Consider the following 20,501-nt stretch of genomic DNA (forward strand, 5'->3'; position numbering starts at 1 on the left):
TCCCGCTGGGCTGCGAAGCAGCCCCCGCTCAAGGCCCGCTCAATCAACCTGATTCACCGCGTCGCCAGGTTTCAGGGCCGCTTCGCGCCCCAACGGGAGCAAGCTCCCTCGCCACAATGGTTCTTTCCGATCCCTCAGACCACCAAGGTCAACCACGCCGACGCCAGCAACAGCACCGCCATGGCCCGATTGAACCGGCTCATGGCTACCGCGGAACGACAGAACCGGGCAGCGCCGAGGCCCAGATAAGCCCACGCGGTCATGCACGGGATGGAAATCACGAAAAACGCCAGGGACAGCCAGAGCACCCGCACGGTACGGTCAGCCTCGGCGCCGGCAAACACGCTGACCACCGCCAGCGCCATCATCCAGGTCTTGGGATTCACCAACTGCAACCCCGCCGCTCCCGCCAGGCCCAGTCGCGGGCCTTCGGCGGGCCGGTCCGGGTCAATGGCCTGGGCCGGCGCGCTGAAAATCTGCCAGGCCATCCAGCTCAACCAGGCAATGCCGGCCCATGAGAGCAATGTTTGAATCGTGGCATGACGCGCCAGCACATCCCCCAATCCGGTGCCGACCAGGAGCACCAACAAGGCTGCCGCCGCGCACGCGCCGAGGATGATCGGCAAGGTGGTGGCCAGGCCGAAACGCGAGCTATGGCTCAGCACCAGGATATTGGTCGGGCCCGGGGTGATGGAGGCGACAAAGGCGAACAAGGCAAACGGCAGTAACTGGTCCATGGAGCAACTTCTCGGTGAATGATCGATCGCTTGATCATCCCCATGAAGCCATGGTCAGTCTGGAACAATTGAGCAGCGCTTGCGGTAGTCCGCCGGGCTCAGGCGATAGGCGCGCTGGAACCAGCGGCCCAAGTGACTTTGATCGGCAAAACCGAGCATGGCCGCCACCGCCACGGCACTCTCGCCACGCGCCAGCAGGCGCCGGGCGCGGGCCAGGCGCAACTGGATCAGATAAGCATGGGGCGCCAGGCCGAATGCCGCCTTGAACGCACGGGTCAGGCGGAAACGATCCACGCCGGTGACCTGCGCCAAGTCATCCAGCCCGATGTCTTCGCTCAGGTGACTGTGCAGATAATCCCGGGCCTGCTGCGCCACCAATGGCAGCCGTGGATCCGGGTTGATCCGCGCCCGCCAGTGCAGGTGTTGGGTCAGGTTGGCCAACAGCGTATCGAGGGCCGTCTGGCGCACGATGCGGATCTCCTGCTCGTGCAGGCTCTGGAAGGCCATGGCCGTGGCACTCGCCAGCCGCGCATCGTCCGTCAGGGTGGCGGCAAACCCCAACTGGGCGTTGTCCGGCGCCACGTCGAACAAGGAACGCAATTCGCGCTCCAGCCATTGAGGCTCCAGGTACAACGTGCGGTAGGTAAACCCGTGGTCGTGGGGGGCATTGCCGTCATGCAGCTCGCCGGGCTCGAGCAGGAACACTTTGCCCGGCGTACTGTTGTGCTGCTGGCGGCGGCAATGAAACTGCTGCACGCCCTGCTCGGTCACGCCCACCAGATAGGTGTCATGCCAGTGGGGATCATAGGCATGCCCCTCGAAATGCGCGCGCACGGTCTCGATACCGGACGTGGCGTCCTGCTTGAGATCGATCCAGTTGCGCGCTGTCATGCCCTGTCCCGCTTGGTGAATGTGCTCTTGGCAGATTAACGGCTGATGAGGAGAGTGTCTGGAAGATTTGTGCAAACCTTGTGGCGTTCGGGTCTGCTCACGATGGTGTTCGGTCTGTAGATGCGTCTGTAACCGACCCACCGCTATCGCGAGCAAGCTCGCTCCCACAGGTTGATAGCCATCTCAGGAATCCGGAGTAATCACCGGCAACGCCGTCTCCACCGCCAAACGAGCCAATTCAGCATCCTGCTCAGCCTTGACCCCAGAAACCCCGATGGCACCGATGCACTGGCCGTCATGATGAATGCTCACCCCACCTTCAAGCATGCCCTGCAGGTGCGGAGCGCTGAGAAACGCGTAACGACCACCATTGATCATGTCTTCGAAAACTTTGCTATCACGCCGCCCCATGGCGGCTGTGCGGGCTTTTTCGGTAGCGATATAGGACGACAACGGCGAGGCATCGTCCAGGCGCAGCAGCCCCAACGGGTGGCCTCCGTCGTCTACCACGCAGATCGACACCGCCCATTCCCGCTGGTGCGCTAGATCTTTGGCCGCTACCAGCAACATGGCAACGTCTTGTTCAGTGAGTGCCGCTTTGGTTTTCATGGATCACTCCGTGCTGTGTAACAGGAAGCCCGCAGATATAGCCTGCGGGCCAAAAACCAGCCTCGAATCTCATTCGCCGTAGATATCGAAGTCAAAGTACTTCTGGCGAATCCGCTCGTAAGTGCCGTTGGCGCGAATGGTCGCCAGTGCCTGATTGAAGCGGCCCGCCAGCGTATCGTTCTTGCGTACCGCAATGCCGATGCCGGTGCCGAAGTATTGTTCCTCGGTGAAATTGGGCCCGACAAATTCGAAATCATTGCCCTCGGGACGCTTGAGCAGGCTCTCGTCGATCACCACCGAACTGGCCATGGTCGCGTCCAGGCGCCCGCCCAGCAAGTCGAGGAATATTTCGTTCTGCGAACCATAGCGCACTACCTCGGCGCCCGCCGGGGCAAAGTGATCGGTGACATAGCGATCGAAGTTGGTGGCCCGCTGCACGCCGATCCGCTTGCCGTTGAGTTGTGCCGGAATATCGTTGATGCCGCTGCCCTTGCGAAACACCAGGCGCGCCGGGATTCGGTAATAGCGATCAGTGAAGTCCACCGACTTCAATCGCTCGGGGGTGATGGACATGGAGGAAATCACCGCGTCGACCTTCTTCACCTTGAGCGCTGGAATCAAACCGTCGAATTCCTGTTCCTGCCAGACACAACGGACCTTCATCTCGGCGCAAAGTGCCTGGCCGATGTCGTAGTCGAAACCGACGATGGCGTTGTCCGGAGTTTTTGAGGCGAATGGTGGATAAGCCGCCTCAATACCGATGCGCAACGATGATTCGGCTGCTTGCAGGCTCGTGCCGAAAGCCAGCAGCGAGACGAGACCCAGTTTCAAGGCGATGCGTTTAACGTTCATTCATTTGCTCCAGGTGCGATGTTATTGATTTCGGGCACTGCGCAGAAGTCGCCCGTTATGGCAGCAGCAATGTGAACAAGCCCGGGCGGTGGCTCTGGTGGTCGCCTGCCCGGTGACAGCACAACGGTGATCCGACCGACGGCCTCAGACCGCCGCCGTGACAATCAGCTCCAGCAAAATCTCCGGGTCGTCGAATGCCACCTGGGCCGTGGCCCGCGCTGGCGCCTGCGTGGCATTGAGCCACTCGCTCCACAACGCGTTCATCGCAGCGAAATCCCGGCCCATGTCTTTCATCCAGATCTGCACATTGAGCAGCCTGTGCTTGTCGCTGCCCGACGCGGCCAGCAGCTCATCGATCCGCTGCAGCACCTGGCGGGTCTGGCCCTCGATGTCCTGGCTGCAATCGGCGGCCACGACACCGCTGAGCCAGGCCACGCTGTTGTGCACGACGCTACGGCTCAGGCGTGGGTTGCTTTCGATGCGTTGAATACTCATGAAGGTTCCTCGAGGGAAAGACGCTCACTGGCCAATTGGGCGAGCGTGATGGGTTTGAGGGGTGAACGGATGCGGTAATAGCCCACCTCGGCGGGTGCGACGTGGCGGCGTTCGGCAATGATTTCAGTGACGCTCAGACCGCATTGGCGCCCCTGGCACGGGCCCATGCCGCAACGGCCGAAGGCCTTGGTCTGGTTGGGGCCCAGGCAACCCAGGTCGACGTAACGGCGAATGTCGCCAGCGCTGACCTCTTCGCAGCGGCATACCGTGACGTCATCAGCGGGGATGCGATTCTGGGGCCGGGGGCGATACAGGGTATCGAGCAGCGGCCGTGCGGCGCGGGCGCGGCGTAACAGCTGCTGCAGGGCGCGCGCGCGCGTCGGCTGGCCGGCGATTGTCAATGCGGCCAGGCGCCCCTCCAATTGCGCCACCTGGGCACCGCCGATGGCACCACCGTCACCGGCGATAAAAATGCCCGGCGCGCTGCTTTCACCCCATTGATTGCGACGCGTAATCCAGCACAGTTGCTGTTCGTTCCAGTCGTGCTCCAGGCGCAATGACCAACTGACCTGGGTGTTGGGCACCACGCCTTGATGCAGCAGAACCAAATCGGCGCGAATGCGCTGCGAGCGGCCTTGACTGTCGAAACTCAAGGCGCAGGCCCGATCCGTGCCTTCAACCTGCAGGTTGCGCGCGCCGCGAAAATGCCGGACGCCGGCACGCTTGAGCTCCGTCAGCAGCTTCAGTCCTTTGAGCAGATCACGCCAGCCGCGCAATGCACCGGGAACTTCCCGCCAGGCACGCAGCAGATCGCTCCGATGGCTGGTATCCACCAGGGCCTCAAGCGCGACGCCTGCACGCAGGTATTGCACCGCCAGCAAGTAGAGCAATGGACCACACCCGGCCAGCACCACTGGCGTGGCCGGCACCATGGCAGCGCTCTTGAGCAGAATCTGCCCGGCCCCGGCGGTCATGACGCCCGGCAGGGTCCAGCCAGGAATCGGCATCGGCCGTTCGAAGGCCCCCGTGGCAATCAACAGATGGCGCCCTTGCAAGACTTCGGCACGCCCCTCGAACAGGTAGTGCACCTGACGCTGCGGCGTCACCTGCCAGATGGCTGCGTTGGGCAGATAGCGGGCACCGCATTGCAGAAAGTCGGCGGCCAATTTTGCCCCGGCCACGTAGTCGTCACCCAACACGGCGCGGCGGCGAGCGTCAGCCTGGAGCACCTGGCGATATATCTGTCCGCCTGGGCTGGCCTGCTCGTCCAGCACGACAACCGACAGGCCGTGGGCCCTGGCTTCGAGCGCAGCGCTCATTCCCGCCGGACCAGCGCCGATGATGATCAGGTCGATGATTGCATTACTCATCGCCGCCCTCCTGCCACGGTGCCAGGCACGCGGCTCCGCGTTGGCGCCGCACGCGCATGCCGGAACTCACCGGCACCAGGCAAGCCTGGACATTGGCTTGTCCGTCCACTTCCACCAGGCATTCGAAGCACACGCCCATCATGCAATAAGGGGCGCCGGGGCGACCGTTGATCGCGCTTTCGCGGGTGTGGCGAATGCCACAGGCCAGCAGCGCCGCCGCCAGGGATACCTCGGCGGACACTGTGAGCGGTCTGCCTTCAAATTCGATCTGCACGGTGTGATCTCCCGAGGCCAGCGGCCGGAACAGACTGTCAGCCGACATGACGCACCTCTGCTTGCAGGTTGAAACGCTGCAACCCGAATGGCTTCACCGCCGGCTCATCGAATTCCCCGGCGATCCAGGGCACCAAGCGCAAGGCATGGGCGGCAGCCAGCGTCACGCCGCTGTGGCAACTGATAATCGACAGCCCCGGACAGCCTTGGGGCATTTCGTATATCGGAAAGCCATCGGCACTCATCACCCGCAGCGCCCCCCAGGCCCGCACCACTCGTACCTGGCCCAGCCGCGGAAAACACTGCACCGCGCGCCGGGCAATAGCCGCCATGACCTGGCTGCCGGTGCCGTCATCGAAGCCCGTTGACTCGTGGGAATCACCCAGTTGCAGCGTGCCCTCGTCGGTCTGGCGGACATAGGTAGTGGGGTACTGCAGAAAAGGCTCAAGCCGCTCGGTGACCAGAATCTGCCCACGGTTCGGCTGCACCGGCACGTCCAACCCTACCCTGGCGCCCAACGCCCGATTACCGAGGCCAGCGGCCAGCACCACCTGGCGGGCAGCCCAGCGCTGCTCCCCTGCCCGCAGTTCGAAGCCCGTGGTGCCCGCGTCGATGGCCTCGACGTGATGGCCGTTGATGAGCTTGACCCCGCGAACCTGGCAGGCGGCATAGAGCGAGCGCAGCAGCTTGAGCGGGTTGACGTGGCCGTCCATGGGCGAGAAACAGCCGCCCACGACATCAGGCCCAACGCCGGGCAAGCGGGCGCGCAGTTGCGCGGCGTCCAGCAGTTCAAAGGGGTAGTCGCCAGCAAAGGCGTCACGCAGCCAAGCCAGCCGATGACTTTCCTCGGCCATTTCCGCGTCGCTCAGGCACAACTGGAAGCCACCCTGTTGGCGTAGATGGACATCGATGCCGGTATCGGCTTGCAACGCCGCGGCGAATCGAGGCCAGAGCGCCACCGATTCCCGCGTCCACCGGGCATACGGGCTCATGCGGTAGCCCTTGCCCTGCACCCAGAGCAAACCAAAGTTGCCCCGGGCGGCGCGAATAGCGTCATCGCCCTCGTCGAGCACGCTCACCTGGCGCCCGAGCAAGGCCAGTCCATAGGCGATGGACATACCCACCAGGCCACCCCCTACGACAATGACATCAGTTTTTGACATGGTTTTCTGATCGCTGTTTTCGGCGCCACTGATTCAATCAGACGCCGGCCCATGGCTTGTTCAAGTGCTTTCGGTCGATCCTAGGGCGATGACAGCGCCTTGAAAAATGCTTTATTTTGGCAACCTCATGTCTTTTTGTTATGGGTGGATCCGAGCTATGAATCTCCGTCAGTTGGAAGCCTTTCGCGCAGTGATCCTGGGCCAGACAGTGACGCGGGCTGCCGAAATGCTGCACATCTCGCAGCCGGCGGCGACCCGACTGATCGCCAGCCTGGAAGAGGACATCGGCTTCAGCCTGTTCGACCGGGTCAAGGGGCGACTGCAACCCACCGCCGAGGCCATGACCCTGTACCAGGAAGTGCAGCGTTCGTTGTTGGGGGTGGAACGCATTGCGCGTACCGCCCAGGACATCCGCACGCTCAAGCGCGGTTCACTGCACATTGCCTGCGCACCGGCCATGGGGTTGTCATTCGTGCCCCGGGCGATTGCTGCGTTCATGGCCGAACACGATCAAGTGCAGATATCGCTGGTGGTGCATTCGTCCCGGGAAGTCGTGGACCTGGTGGTGGGCCAGCGCTGCGACCTGGGCCTGATCGTGCTGCCCAACACGTATCCCAGCCCTCGCGCCGAAAAATTGCTGGCCACGCGCATGCTCTGCGCCCTGCCCGCCGGCCATCGCTTACAGGACCAGGCGACGATCCGCCCGGAAGACTTGCAGGGCGAAGCGTTCATTTCCTACCCGCAGTCGATTGCCTCACGCCAGCATATCGATGCGATCTTCGCCGCCCATGGCGTAGACCGCGAACTACGCCTGGAAACCCAGCTCTCGCTGCCCATGTGCGCGTTCGTCGAACAGGGCCTCGGCGTGGCGTTGGTGGATGCCATCAGCGCCGTCGAGTACCGCGGCCAGGGCATCGTCTTCCGTGCCTTCGAACCGGCGATAGAAATGGACTTCAGCATGCTCCTGCCCGTTCAGGGGCCGGTTTCCAAGCTGCAAGCCAGCTTTCTGGAGCACATGCAGCGGTTCATCGAAGCGCAGGTGCCGGCGGCCTATCGGTTCTGATGTGACCGCCAATCGCCCACTAATGGATCCACTGATAAGATAAATTGGTCATTTACGCCGCAATACCGTTGACAACGAAATTAGTTAAGAGAGTTAATGGATCCACAGACAAGAACAACATCCGCCTGGAGATCCCTCATGTACCCCAAAAATGCCTGGTACGTTGCCTGCACCCCCGATGAAATCGCCGACAAGCCCCTGGGTCGCCAGATCTGTGGTGAGAAGATGGTTTTTTACCGGGGGCATGAAGGCAAGGTCGCGGCGGTGGAAGACTTCTGCCCCCATCGCGGCGCCCCGCTCTCCTTGGGTTATGTCGAAAACGGCAACCTGGTGTGCGGCTATCACGGCTTGGTGATGGGCTGCGACGGCAAGACCGTCGAGATGCCGGGGCAACGGGTGCGAGGCTTCCCTTGCAACAAGACTTTTGCAGTACAGGAACGGCATGGGTTCATCTGGGTCTGGCCCGGAGACCAGGCGCAGGCCGACCCGGCGCTGATCCATCATCTGGAATGGGCTGAAAGCGATGAATGGGCCTACGGTGGCGGCCTGTTCCATATCCAGTGCGACTATCGCCTGATGATCGACAACCTGATGGACCTGACCCACGAAACCTACGTCCACGCCTCGAGCATCGGCCAGAAGGAAATCGACGAGGCGCCGCCAGTGACCACGGTCGATGGCGATGAAGTGGTCACCGCCCGGCACATGGAAAACATCATGGCCCCGCCGTTCTGGCGCATGGCCTTGCGCGGCAACAATCTGGCCGATGACGTGCCGGTGGATCGCTGGCAGATCTGCCGTTTCACCCCGCCCAGCCATGTGCTGATCGAAGTCGGCGTGGCCCATGCCGGCAACGGCGGTTATCACGCCGCGCCGCAATTCAAGGCGTCAAGCATCGTGGTGGATTTCATTACGCCGGAAACCGAGACGTCGATCTGGTACTTCTGGGGCATGGCCCGGCACTTCCAGCCGCAGGATGAAGCCCTCACCGCGTCCATTCGCGAAGGCCAAGGCAAGATTTTCAGCGAAGACCTGGAAATGCTCGAACGCCAACAGCGCAACCTGCTGGACCATCCGCAACGCAACTTGCTCAAACTCAACATCGACGCAGGCGGCGTACAGTCCCGCCGGGTGCTGGAGCGCTGGATCGCACGGGAACGGGAAGCACAGGCCGGGTTGATCGCCAGCAGCCATCAACCACAACGGGTGGAGCAACGGCCATGATCGAAGTCCAGGTCGCGGCGCGACACAACGAAGCCCTCGATATCTGCAGCTACGAATTGACGCGTGTCGATGGCGAGCCGCTGCCGGCCTTCACCGCCGGCGCCCATATCGATGTGCACTTGCCCGGCGGCCTGATCCGCCAGTACTCGCTGTGCAACCATCCCCAGGAGCGGCACCGCTACCTCATCGGCGTGCTCAAGGATCCGGCGTCCCGCGGTGGTTCGCGCAGCCTGCATGAGTTGATCCAGCCAGGCATGCGTTTGCACATCAGCGAGCCGCGTAATCTGTTCGCTCTCGCCCCGCAAGCCCGGCGCAGCCTGTTATTTGCCGGCGGCATCGGCATTACGCCGATCCTGTGCATGGCCGAGCATCTGGCCCAGAGCGGTGCCGCGTTCGAGCTGCATTACTGCGCCCGCGCCCGGGACCGCGCGGCCTTTGTCGAGCGCCTGCGCCAGGCGCCTTATGCCGACCGGGTCTTCCTGCATTTCGATGAAGAACCGGAAACCCTGCTGGACGCCGCCAGAGTGCTGGCCGCGCCGAGTGACGATGTGCACCTCTACGTCTGCGGCCCCGGCGGGTTCATGCAACACGTCCTCGACACCGCCAAAAGCCAGGACTGGCAGGAAGCCTGCCTGCACCGCGAATACTTTGCCGCCGCCCCTACCGACACCCGTGCCGATGGCAGTTTTTCGGTCAAGCTGGCCCGCAGCGGCCAAGTGTTCGACGTGCCGGCGGACTGCAGTGTGGTGCAGGCGCTGGAGCGCCATGGCATCGAGATCCCGATCTCGTGCGAACAAGGGGTCTGCGGCACTTGCCTGACCCGCGTACTGGAAGGGGTACCAGAGCATCGGGACATGTTCCTGACTGAGGCTGAACAGGCCTGCAACGACCAGTTCACGCCGTGCTGCTCCAGGTCGAAAACCCCGGTGCTGGTGCTGGATCTCTGACAACCACCGGAAAACAGGCACCCAAATCCCGTGGCGAGGGAGCTTGCTCCCGCTCGGCTGCGCAGCACTCGCAAACCAGACAATGCGATTTACCTGAACGATATAGGGCCTGCTTCGCAGGCCAGCGGGAGCAAGCTCCCTCGCCACAGGGGGATGCGTGCTGGCTACACAAATACGGGCCGTTCACTCCGAACGCAGAATCACCGTCATCCGCTCGTCAGCCAGCGTCGAGCCGAACACTTCGGCGTAGCGCAGGGTCGCGTTGGCATGCTCGCGCATGATTGCCTCGGCGCGGCCGCTCTGGCGGTTGATCAAGGCGTCGAACACCGAATGGTGTTGCATATGGGCATAGTTGAAGCGGCGAAATTCGCCGGCCATGTTCTGGCGATCCACCGCCAGGGCGGTGACTGAGGCGAATGGCAGATGATCGTTGCGGGCCAGGGCATCGGCAATCGCCGGGTTGTGGCTGCCTTCGACGATCACCTGGTGAAAGCGCATGTTGAGGTCGTGATAGACCTCCAGGTCGTCCTCGGTCACATAACCCTTGGCGAACAGTTCATCGCCCTGTGCCAGGCATTGCTCGAGTATCGTACGGGCCTCTTCAGATAAACCGTGCTCGGCCGTCTGCCGTGCTGCCAGGCCCTCCAGTACGCCACGCACCTCCACGGCCCCGGCGATCTGTTCGGCACTGACCGAACGCACCTGGAAACCTCGTCCGCCGAAGCGCACCAGCAACCCTTCCTGCTCCAGGGTGCGGAACGCCATGCGCACCGGCATGCGCGATACGCCGAACAACTCGGCCGTGGGTATTTCCATCAGACGCTCGCCAGCGGCCAACTCGCCCGAGGCGATCATCTTGCGCAGCGCAACCAGCACCGTTTGGCCGGGCTTACTCATCCAGGCGATTCCACAAAAAAGAAGCCGTCATAGTAGAAGGCTTGGCGCAGCGTGTCACGGCAAGGCAGTGGCAGCCAGGCTGGCCGCCACAGCGGATTGTTCAAATCCCTGCCAACTCGCGCAACTGCGCCAGGGTCTGTTCGTCCAAGCTAATCCCATGCTCATTGGATTTGCTGCGTTCGCGATGGCGACGGTCTCCCGGCAAGCGCCGCAACCCGACACCATGCATCTGCCTGACCAGTTCCTGGCTGCGCTCGGCGAAGTTTTGCCCGGCGGTCTTGCTCGGGTCGATCACGATCAACAACTGACCGGTCCACGGGGTCTTGGCGCCCGGATGGTTGTGCCAGTCGAACTCGAAGGAAAAATTGCCGCCAGTCAGGGCTGCCGCCAGCAACTCGACCATCATCGACAGCGCCGAGCCCTTGTGCCCGCCAAAAGGCAAGAGCGCTCCACCTTCGAGAATCGCCTTGGGGTCGCGGGTCGGCTGGCCGAGGCTGTCCACGCCCATTCCTGGTGGCAACAACTCGCCCTTGCGTGCAGCAATCTGTACGTCGCCGTGGGCAATGGCGCTGGTGGCGAGGTCGAAGACAATCGGCTCACCGTCAGCCCGTGGTGCGGCGAAGGCAATGGGGTTGGTGCCGAACAATGGGCGGTCCGCGCCATGGGGCACCACACACGTCATGCTGTTGACCACACTCAACGCCACCAGGCCTTCATAAGCGAACGGCTCGACATCCGGCCAGAGGGCGGCAAAGTGATGGGAGTTGCGAATGGCCAGGACGGCGATACCGGCACTGCGGGCCTTCGCCACCAGCAATGGACGCGCCGCGGCCAGGGCGGGCTGGGCAAACCCGTTGCAGGCGTCCACCGCGACAAACCCTGAAGCGACGTCCTCGACCATCGGCACGGCCTTGCCGTTGACCCACCCGCTGTCGAGTGTCGAGACATAACCGGGAATGCGAAACACCCCATGGCTGTGGGCGCCGTCGCGCTCGGCGCCGGCGCAGTTTTCAGCCAGGCACCGAGCGACTTCGGTCGACGTGCCATGACGCAGGAAAATGTTCTCCAGCAAGCTCACCAGAGCATCGAAAGACAAGGTGCAAGAAGCGGCATGATCGGATGGCACAGACATCTGAAGCTCCAGAATGATTGTTGGAGGTAGCAACAGCGTAAAGGGACCCGCCGGGTGATTAAACACCGGTTCAGACGCGCACTGTCAATCCTTGTCCACGGCATCTGCCCGGCGTGGCAGGTCGAAAACCAGCATGCGGTAACTATGTACCACCTTGGCTCATTCATCGTTGCCTAGTCTGGCGGCTTCCTCCACGTTCGCGCCGCTTTGAGGCGCCCCGATCGAGAAGCAACGATGCTCACTGAAACCATGCCACTTTTATTTCCCGAGGTATTGCACGCCCATCGCCTGGACGAATTGACCGCAACCCACGGACTGACGCAGGCAGACCTCGACTGGTTGCAGCACATCGCCCTGCCCGACCACACCCAGCGCGCAGCGCAGACACCCCCGATGTTCGCCGAAACCATTCTGTTGCAAGCCGATGAAAAACCGCCCATTGCACTGGCCGGCTGCTTTGTCCTCAGCACCTCGTCGAACAGCAGCAAAACCAGCACCCACCCGGCGTTCCTCTACACGCCAAGTGGCGGCATAAAAAAGTTCGACAACCTGGCATCCCTCGAAGAGCAGATTGACCAGATGCGCCGGGACACTGCGCAACGCGACGACCTGTTTCGTCTCTTGTCGATCTCCCAACGCAGCGAACTGAACAGCACCACCGACATCAGGCAGACCCGGCAACTCATCGAAGAGGACGTTTTCAAGACCCAGCTCGAATCCATAGAGCACGCCCAGCGCCTCAATGCCCTGGCCATGGTGAATGAACTGATCAAATTGCCCTCGTTAAGATCGATGCTTGACCAGGTATTGAACGAGGCGCTGCCGGACCTGGATCATCGACAGATCCGCGTGGCCTTCAGCAAGGGGGCTTACCCAGGAAGTCCAAGGGCTATCCAGGTGACCGAAAGCATTCCACTGGGCGATGCCATCCTGGGCTATTTCCATCATCAGGGCTGGCCTGTCGGGCATGACATCGATCTGACTCACCCGGGTACGCCCGCATCGTCCTATAGCCCGCAGCAATGGGAAAACATCATAAAAAACATTGCCAGGAAACTGATTCCAACGCTTATCGGTTGCATCGATGCCTTTTGGGAGAACACGACGACCCACTTTTATATGTCTCGGCGCAAACTGCTTTCCCAAGTCATCCACGACAGACTCTGGGCAACCATCCTGGTCGAGCGGGAAAAAAGACAACTGACGGAGGAACAAAGTCGTGAACTGCTCCGATTGTTCAGGCCCTCGCGCCGGGACGAAACACTGCTGTTCATCGAAACGATTCGCCTCTGGGAATATGAGCCGCACTTTGTAGAACTTGCAGGCTCCTTGATGATCAGCGCCAAAGGCAACTATCTCTACACCCCCATGCAGGGTCTTCAGAAGATAGACAACCCTCCAGGTTTCAAGGCTGCGCTGTTCGGTCACCCCGCAAGCACCGCACAAAAGGAAGCGCTCTATAGCCTGCTGAGCCTGGAAGAGCGCAACCGTTTCCTGCGCTTTGACGAGCCACAGATTTCGGGCAAGCCGCTGGATTTGCCAGTGTCCGAATCCCTGGCGAACGCCATCATCGAAAAACAGAAGAATAACTTTCATTACGCACTGGAAATGTCTCGCCAGGGCGATGTCGACATCCACGCGCTCATCGATAAGGCGTTGGATATACGCACCTTCATCAATAAAAGCCTGTTGGACCCGCCTACTGCCGGACACTGGGGGACTCATCCCGCTTTTCATGGAAGTCTGCGCCCATCCAACTTCATGGCTGATCAGATGCAAAGAAAGGTCAAGAGCTACACCGATGTCGAAGCCGCTTTCGATAGCCTCTTTACCCGGTTGCCGACCTCCCACACCGTTTCGCTGCACAATGGGCTCAGGCAATTACTGGCTGAACTGACCAATGTTTTTTCCTTGGGGATACGGGCCGAGGCCGAACTCAGGGAACTTAACGCGAGCCTGCCGTCGATTGCCAATGACCTGATCAGAACGGTTTTTGCCTACGATTCAGAATACCCGGACCGTGCCCAACGGATCGGCGTCCGGGGCTTCCGGCCGGATGTCTATTCGTTGACGCTGGCCTGTAGCGAAGAAGACCGAACGGTTTATCTGCCCCTTGCCAACTGCTTTTTATTAACTGAGCGCGGAGGCCTCGATACCCCCTATTCGGGCATGGCCATCCTGTGGACGCCCGCCGATGGCTTTCAGGCGTTTTCGTCCGTAGATGTTGCGACCCAGCAATTGAATCGGCACCTGCTCGATTCCCGAAAACGCTTTGGTTTGCTCGCCAACCTCACCCCGGCCCAACGCCAACCTCATGGACGCTATCAACTCCAGGCATATGAACTGATCGAGGACAACGTGCTGGTGAATCGGATGAGTTCGTTCATCAAACACTTTGAGGCCGAGCATGCTTATCTGAGCACCTTGAAAGCCGGAAGCTGGCAACTGACCGGCAAGGCTCTGTCGAGAAGCCTTCAGGCATTGCTGGACAAAGGCGCGCCGACCAATCTCAAGCGCGCCACCCACATTGCCCGGGCCAATAAGCAGCAACAGCAACTCCCCGCCTGGCTCGGTACAGCGGCACTTGACGATCAACGCCTGCACGTCGAGTTGCTTGAGCAATATAAAAACAGCGTGTTCGATGGCAAGGACTATCTGGACGGTATCGAGCCGCTGCGCACCTATGTGCGTAATAAATTGAAAGCACTGCTGAGCGCACGCTTCGCTGCAAACAACCTTGACCCCGACACCCTCCAGATCACACCAAACCTCGCCATAGTCGGACCGGCCAGTTCGCTAACCGACTTCGCCATGCATCACATCGAAGTGACCCGGGAGGGCTTCAAGGTTTCTTCAACGTCCACGCAGAAATTGCCGGACGGCCTGAACGAGATCACCGTCAGGCAGATGCTGTCCTCGTTGAACATCTCGACCGATTTTAAAAATCAGGTGGCGCAGAAACTGTCCGGCCCCACTGCGCAGGCCCGGCAAAGAAAAACGGCCTTCCGCCAACAAATGCCCTGGCAGTTGCTGCAATACGCTCACGCACGTTATCTGCAACAACACCTTTCCCCCTTGGCCTTTGATTTGATTCGTCAGGTGGTGGACATGCCCGATGCCGTCGCTCGCAAAGCCGTTGAGGGTGCCAACGCGTTCATTCGCCCGCTGGAGTTGATCAAGACCGGTGGTGCAGTGCCGGTCAAAGCGCAAGGGCTCTACTTGATCGGCTCGAGCGTCGATGCGACAAGTCCTCAAGTCCTGTATTCGCCCTACCACGAGGGGGAGCACTTCACCGAATTCAAGGATGAAGCGAGCGTCATTGCCGCATTCAATACGCCAGGGATACTTCAGAACCTGCTGATTCGCCGGCTTCCCGAGCACCAGCAGGCCACATTCAGGCACCTGTTCGCCGCCACCGTCGGGCAGCGATCGGAAATCACCCTGGCCTCGAACCCTATCCAGACCAACCTGTTCGACACATTGTTCGACGACAACGCAGCATTGTTATCGGACATGCTGAGCGCACAAACCAATGAAAAACGACAGTTTGACTGGGAAACGGTCCTGCACCTGTTCAGCTCCGGCATCAAGTCAGTGGGGAGGCAACTGTCGGGCAAACTGACTTTTATCGAAACGCTTTGGGAAAGCTACCAGGACTTCAAGGCTTCAGCCGAAGCGTTGCAGCAGCATGACTGGAAAACAGGCCTGCACGATTTTATCGCCGGCGCTGCCGAGATGGTGTCGCTGGGCCTGATGAATCGCGAGGATACATTCGGTCTTCTCGATCCCATTGAACCGCTTTCGCAAGGCGCTACGTTGGCCAATCGCTGGAAGGACATCGCTTCCACCGCCCGGATCCGAACCGACTTGAGCGTTTTCGAGGCCATGGGTATCAGCCTGTCGGACCTGCAACCAGACCTGATCGACGGCACCTACAAGGCACTGGAAAACGGCAGGCGTTATATCCCCCTTGCCGGCAAAGTCTTCCAAGTAGCGAAAGCCGGCCAAACCTGGCGAATCGTGCATGAGCACGCAGAGGGGCCGTTACTGAGAAAGTCACCTGACGGCCGGACATGGGAACTCGATCCACAACGCCAGACCATACGCTTTGGCAAAGCCGGATCGAAAATGGCCGTCACCTACAGCGACTTCAAGGCCAAGGGCTCACTGAATATCGAAGCAAAGGGCATGGCTGAGATACGCAGGAAATATCCGCACCGTGCAAACGCCATTGTGCAGGCACTGGAGACCGCGAGGTTCTATTCATTCAACGCCCTTCACAACCTTGCTCAATTCAAGCGACAACCACTTGCGGGCTCTCGGCTGGATAATTTCATGAGATTGTTTTTTGGGGTCGACAGCGTCGACGCTCGTCTTATCAGCAAGATAGAGACGGCGATCTCGCCCATATGCCGGGCATTGGCCGATCCATCCTGGGCGCAACAGAATGCCGACCGCATCGTGATCGGCAACCTCAAGCACCTGGAAGATCGAGCAACCGCCTTCGTACTCGAGCCGGCAGCCGTCGGCAGAATCTATATCACGCAGTTTTTCTTCGACATGGGTTTGGACTGGTACAAGGCCGTCGTACCCGAGTTCTTCAATGTCGATGCGCATGCCCAGGGAGCGACCCTCATCCACGAAATTTCCCATCAGTTGTTCAATACGTTCGACATCATCTACCTGGACGCCGCACTGCCATTTCTCGATTTGATTTCAACAGCGACTTACGCCGGAAAGTTGCGATACGACGAGCAAAGGGACCTGCAACTCAACGGGCTTTCATTGACCACACCAAAGTCAAAACTGTTCACGCAGTGGGACAGCACGGATAACACTTACAAGAAGCTGGAGCTGTTGCCTGGATACAGCCAAATCACCCGGGAAATCCTGAAGATAACCGGCGCCAGAACCATGGATAACGCTCGCGATGATTTTCTCGATTCGATTTTGCCGGACAAGCGCATCGACGTCATACTTCGCAACGCCGACTCGCTCACACGCTTGATCTGTGAATTGGGACGCCAACTCGACCCCACTCCACCACGGAAAACTACCGTGCCATGAACGGTTTGGGTGGTTGATCTTTTTTTCACGCAATGTATGCGACGGTAGGCGACAACGAGTGTTTGTGTAAAAAAACAGGCGATTGATGCGTAAACGCCATGACGGTTGTTCTCGGCAGCTCATGCCGAAGGTTAGAATGCGGCAAACCAGGAAGAGTCAATGACCGAACATCCCCTCTCGGAAGCCGAATACGACGCCATTACCGATGCCGCTGCCCATTGGTGCATGCGTTTGCATGCCGCCGATTGCACCCATGCCGAACGGCAGGCGTTCAAGCAATGGCACGATGCCGATCCCCTGCATGCTTTCGAATACGAAGCCATGCTGGAGATCTGGGCTGTTGCCGATCATCTGCCGCGTGTCGAGTCAACGCCGACGGCTCCAGCACGCCGCACCCAGTCGCGTTGGAGCCGGTTGGCGGTCGCCGCTGCGGTGTTAGTAGTGGGCACGCCCCTGGCTGCTTACACCGGCTGGAATCTGGGCTGGGTTGCCAATTCCTACCAGCGCTTCGAAGCGGGCGCCAGCGTACGTCATGTCACCCTGGGTGACGGCAGCCAGGTCGAACTCAACCTGGGCAGTGAGCTGGTATTTGCCAACTACAAAAACGAACGCCGGGTGACGCTGAAAAAGGGTGAGGCGTTTTTTGACGTCAGCCATGACAAACAGCACCCGTTTGTCGTTCGGGCTGGCCAAGGCCAGGTGCGTGTGACCGGTACACGTTTCAACGTATGGATGTACCAGGACCAGGTACGGATCACGCTACTGGAGGGCTCGGTGAGGGTGACCAGCAACCAGGCACTCAGCCGTGACGGCCTGCCGCTTTTCCCGGGCATGCAGGCCAGCTACAAGGCTGGCGACCAACAACCGCAAGTTCGTGAGACAGATGCCAATGACAGTTCGCTGGCCTGGCGCAACGGCAAACTGGTGCTGGATAACCTTGCCCTGAGCGATGCACTGCCGCTGATCAACCGCTACCTCGACCGGCCTGTCATGTTGGCCGACAACAGCACCGGGGGCCTGCGTATCGGTGGTGTCTACAACATCAGCGAAGTGCAAAACCTGGTGCCTTCGCTGCCGAAAGTGCTGCCGGTCTACCTGACCCAGAACAAGGACGGCAACCCGGTCCTCAATTCCATCGGGCAACGACCAGCCACTCACTGACAGCTTTTCTCTGTGGGAGCCTAGCTTGCTCGCGATAGCCCGGGTCAGCTTGCCTCGACGTTGAATGCGCCGCCCTCATCGCGAGCAAGCTCGCTCCCACTGGGGATTTGTGTTGGCCGGGAAATCACAGGCTGGCACCGATCCTATGTGTGGAAGCGAGCTTGCTCGCGAAGGCGGTGGATCAGTCTACATTCAGTTTGAATGTGACCGCTCACCAGCGGCTATTGCGTCGCCACCCTGCCCGTCTCATCACGCTCGCGGATAATCAACGCTTGATAGTGCGGATCGGCCTTGATCTGCTGTTCAGTGAATGGCAGCACACTCCACTGCTTCTGCGAAAAGGCCTGGGTCTGGTCCGCCGAATAGGGCGATGCCGGGTCGCTGGAGAGGGAGAATGCCAGCAACCCCTGGGCCTGCGGACCGTTGCCGTCAAACGTCACCACTTGCAGATAACTGGTCCCGCTGACCACCTCCCGCTTGCCGTCCGCCCCGGGCACACTCTGGATCGCGTTGTAGATGCCCAGCTCCCCGGGACCGCCGTGAATCGGTGTCTGTCGGCTGCCGCTGCTGGCCACCTGGACGTCTTGCCATTGGCTGTCCTTCGACAAGCCGGCGACCTTCACCGTCTCCACCGAAGCCAGCATGGCATCGCGCACGGCCTTGAGTACCGCTGGCCGCTCAATCGCCAGGCCACGCGGTGTGTGTTGCGGGTCTTTGGGGTCGAACGCGACGCGCCATGAATCCGGCACCGCCTGCAAGCGGTCCATGATGTGCTGGAAATGCACGAACCCCAGGCCGCTATTCAGGCCGGCCTTGCGATCCCACGCCTTGAGGCTGGCACACGCCTCGACCAATGCCGAAGCATCAGCCCCCAGGTCACCGGCGCACACGCCGAGCAGGTCCGGCATCACTTGGTCAGCCAGGTAAACCTGATCGTCCATGACCATGCGCTGCAAATCCTCGATCTTCACCGGCCCGCTCTTGGCCAATTGGCCCATCCGGTCCAGCGCAAAACGCGCCCGCAGTCCCAGGGGCTGGCCTTGCTGACTGATCAATGGGGAGTAACCGGACAGCGGCTGCGCAGGGTTGACCATCCAAGCCGAATCGTTGGAGTTCTGCACGTAATCGCGGCGCAGCAACTGCGGAAGCCTGTCGGCGGCATAGGTGCCTTTTTGCACGGCTTTGGAATCGATGCCCCAGGCACACTCGCTGCGAGAGCCATCCAGCACGATCAGTCGCAACCCGGCCCGGGGATCGCTGCACCGGGCCAGTTTCTCGGCGTCGACATTCGGCACCACCGACACGTTCATGTAAAGGCTTTGCCCCTGGTCGTCCGCCGCCAGGGTATTGACCCAGGGAATGCCCTGGATCTTATGGACGGCGTCCTGCAGGTCCTTGAGCGTGACCGCCTTGTTCATGGCGTACCACTGCGCCAGCACGCGATCGTTTTCCAGGTTCGCATCCCGCAGGCTGTAGGCGAACCGGTTATCCCAGTCCAACCGGCCAGGCCACTGCACGATCGGGCCGAACTGCGAGCCATAGACCACTCGGGTGACCGTCTGCACCTGTCCATCAGGTTGCTTGACGTCCACCGCGACCGTCTGCTGACTCATCGGCACAGACTTGCCGTCAAGCAGATAGCGGGTCGGGTCCTTAGGGTCGAGTTGCAGGCGGTATAGGGTGAAGTGTTTCGAGCTGTCGACGGTGTGGGTCCAGGCCAAGTGCTGGCTGAAACCGATATTGATCATCGGCAGGCCTGGCAGCGCCGCGCCCATGACGTCCAGCTTGCCGGGAATGGTCAGGTGCATCTGGTAGAAACGCATGCCGCCCAGCCACGGAAAATGTGGGTTCGCCAGCAACATCCCACGGCCGTTGAACGAGCGCTCGCTGCCGATGGCCAGCGCATTGCTGCCGCGCTCCAGGGCAAAACGCTGCTGCCGAGTGGCGGCGGCCGCGAAACCAGCGACCGGGGTGCCCGCGAGCGCGCTCGCCTGGGGCGGTTGCGCGCCGGCCAGGGCCTCGGCGAATTGACCAACGCCGCCTTCCACCAACAACCGACGGGTCAACTTGACCAGGTCCAGCGCCGTGATCGGCCGCACCCACTCGCTGGCACATTGTTCGGGCAGGCCTTTGGCCTTGCGCTCGACCAGCGCACGGTTGTAACCCGCCACGTAGCCTTCGACCAGTTGTTGCACTTGAGGCGTCTGGGCCTGCCAGAAACCGGAAACCGCTTGTGGCGTGTTGAGCCAACTGAAGAACAGATCGCTGACGCGGTTCTCCCGTTGCTCCACCGTCCTGCGCTCGGGCCCGAAATAGCGCGAGCGCTGGGCATTGACCGTGACGAGCTCATTGGCCAGCAGGCACAGGTTGTCCTGGGCGTAGGCGTAGCCGATGCCATAACCCAGCCCGCGCTCATCCTGCGCCCGGATATGCGGTACGCCAAAACGGGTGCGACGGATCTCGGCACTGGCCTGCTGCCCATCGTCTTGCGCATTGACCACCGGACTGAGCCCGAGGGCGATCCCCAGAAAAGCGCCTGCGAGGCCAATCCTCGATAACTGCCCGGACATTCTCACATTCACTCCTGATAAAACTTCAGAAACCAGGACGGCCATCGGTG

Annotated in this window: 16 protein-coding genes; 5 read left to right on the top strand and 11 right to left on the bottom strand. The window is 60.8% G+C overall.

Features of this window, described 5'->3' with window-relative positions:
- Positions 1-134 precede the first annotated feature (134 nt).
- The 8 genes from V7773_RS00985 to V7773_RS01020 form a co-directional block, all read right to left on the bottom strand.
- Positions 135-737, bottom strand: a complete 603-nt coding sequence (locus V7773_RS00985) for a LysE family translocator (protein WP_336071755.1) — start codon at positions 735-737, stop codon at positions 135-137.
- Between the two features lie 54 nt (positions 738-791).
- Complete coding sequence (locus V7773_RS00990) at positions 792-1,628, bottom strand: AraC family transcriptional regulator (protein WP_092143204.1); 837 nt, start codon at positions 1,626-1,628, stop codon at positions 792-794.
- A 183-nt stretch (positions 1,629-1,811) separates the two neighbouring features.
- A complete protein-coding gene (locus V7773_RS00995; protein WP_336071758.1) occupies positions 1,812-2,237 on the bottom strand; it encodes a GlcG/HbpS family heme-binding protein in 426 nt (141 codons plus the stop codon).
- 69 nt (positions 2,238-2,306) lie between these two features.
- Positions 2,307-3,089, bottom strand: a complete 783-nt coding sequence (locus V7773_RS01000; RefSeq protein WP_063321187.1) for an ABC transporter substrate-binding protein — start codon at positions 3,087-3,089, stop codon at positions 2,307-2,309.
- A 144-nt stretch (positions 3,090-3,233) separates the two neighbouring features.
- Positions 3,234-3,584, bottom strand: coding sequence for a RidA family protein (locus V7773_RS01005; RefSeq protein WP_063321186.1), 351 nt, complete (start codon positions 3,582-3,584; stop codon positions 3,234-3,236).
- Positions 3,581-4,954, bottom strand: a complete 1,374-nt coding sequence (locus V7773_RS01010; protein WP_336071761.1) for an FAD/NAD(P)-dependent oxidoreductase — start codon at positions 4,952-4,954, stop codon at positions 3,581-3,583. The genes V7773_RS01005 and V7773_RS01010 overlap by 4 nt, the downstream gene beginning before the upstream one ends.
- A complete protein-coding gene (locus tag V7773_RS01015; RefSeq protein WP_336071763.1) occupies positions 4,947-5,276 on the bottom strand; it encodes a (2Fe-2S)-binding protein in 330 nt (109 codons plus the stop codon). The genes V7773_RS01010 and V7773_RS01015 overlap by 8 nt, the downstream gene beginning before the upstream one ends.
- The gene (locus V7773_RS01020; RefSeq protein WP_086936577.1) at positions 5,266-6,390 is read right to left on the bottom strand and encodes an NAD(P)/FAD-dependent oxidoreductase; all 1,125 of its coding nucleotides are present in this window, start codon (positions 6,388-6,390) and stop codon (positions 5,266-5,268) included. The genes V7773_RS01015 and V7773_RS01020 overlap by 11 nt, the downstream gene beginning before the upstream one ends.
- Positions 6,391-6,547: 157 nt before the next feature.
- Here V7773_RS01020 and V7773_RS01025 point away from each other — a divergent pair, with 157 nt between their 5' ends.
- From V7773_RS01025 to V7773_RS01035, 3 genes are all read left to right on the top strand, one after another.
- Complete coding sequence (locus V7773_RS01025) at positions 6,548-7,453, top strand: LysR substrate-binding domain-containing protein (RefSeq protein WP_336071767.1); 906 nt, start codon at positions 6,548-6,550, stop codon at positions 7,451-7,453.
- Between the two features lie 138 nt (positions 7,454-7,591).
- The gene (locus tag V7773_RS01030; protein ID WP_336071769.1) at positions 7,592-8,677 is read left to right on the top strand and encodes an aromatic ring-hydroxylating dioxygenase subunit alpha; all 1,086 of its coding nucleotides are present in this window, start codon (positions 7,592-7,594) and stop codon (positions 8,675-8,677) included.
- Complete coding sequence (locus tag V7773_RS01035) at positions 8,674-9,624, top strand: PDR/VanB family oxidoreductase (RefSeq protein WP_336071771.1); 951 nt, start codon at positions 8,674-8,676, stop codon at positions 9,622-9,624. Before V7773_RS01030 ends, V7773_RS01035 begins: the two co-directional genes overlap by 4 nt.
- A gap of 183 nt (positions 9,625-9,807) precedes the next feature.
- Here V7773_RS01035 and V7773_RS01040 read toward each other — a convergent pair whose 3' ends face one another.
- Both V7773_RS01040 and V7773_RS01045 read right to left on the bottom strand, forming a co-directional pair.
- Entirely contained in the window at positions 9,808-10,521 is a 714-nt protein-coding gene (locus V7773_RS01040; RefSeq protein WP_336071772.1) for a GntR family transcriptional regulator, read from the bottom strand.
- Between the two features lie 100 nt (positions 10,522-10,621).
- Complete coding sequence (locus tag V7773_RS01045; RefSeq protein WP_336071774.1) at positions 10,622-11,653, bottom strand: Ldh family oxidoreductase; 1,032 nt, start codon at positions 11,651-11,653, stop codon at positions 10,622-10,624.
- A 234-nt stretch (positions 11,654-11,887) separates the two neighbouring features.
- Between V7773_RS01045 and V7773_RS01050 the strand changes: the two genes are divergently transcribed.
- Together V7773_RS01050 and V7773_RS01055 are read left to right on the top strand one after the other, a co-directional pair.
- Complete coding sequence (locus V7773_RS01050) at positions 11,888-16,720, top strand: dermonecrotic toxin domain-containing protein (RefSeq protein WP_336071776.1); 4,833 nt, start codon at positions 11,888-11,890, stop codon at positions 16,718-16,720.
- Positions 16,721-16,879: 159 nt separating this feature from the next.
- Positions 16,880-17,881 carry a FecR family protein gene (locus V7773_RS01055; protein WP_072345955.1) on the top strand — a complete coding sequence of 334 codons (1,002 nt, stop codon included), beginning with the start codon at positions 16,880-16,882 and terminating at the stop codon, positions 17,879-17,881.
- 221 nt (positions 17,882-18,102) lie between these two features.
- Here V7773_RS01055 and pvdQ read toward each other — a convergent pair whose 3' ends face one another.
- Positions 18,103-20,451 (bottom strand): bifunctional acylase PvdQ, encoded by a 2,349-nt coding sequence (gene pvdQ, locus V7773_RS01060; protein WP_336071778.1) that lies wholly within the window; start codon positions 20,449-20,451, stop codon positions 18,103-18,105.
- Positions 20,452-20,501 lie beyond the last annotated feature (50 nt).

The sequence above is a fragment of the Pseudomonas sp. 3JA genome, assembly GCF_036961705.1.
GTDB classification, from domain to species: domain Bacteria; phylum Pseudomonadota; class Gammaproteobacteria; order Pseudomonadales; family Pseudomonadaceae; genus Aquipseudomonas; species Aquipseudomonas fluorescens_Q.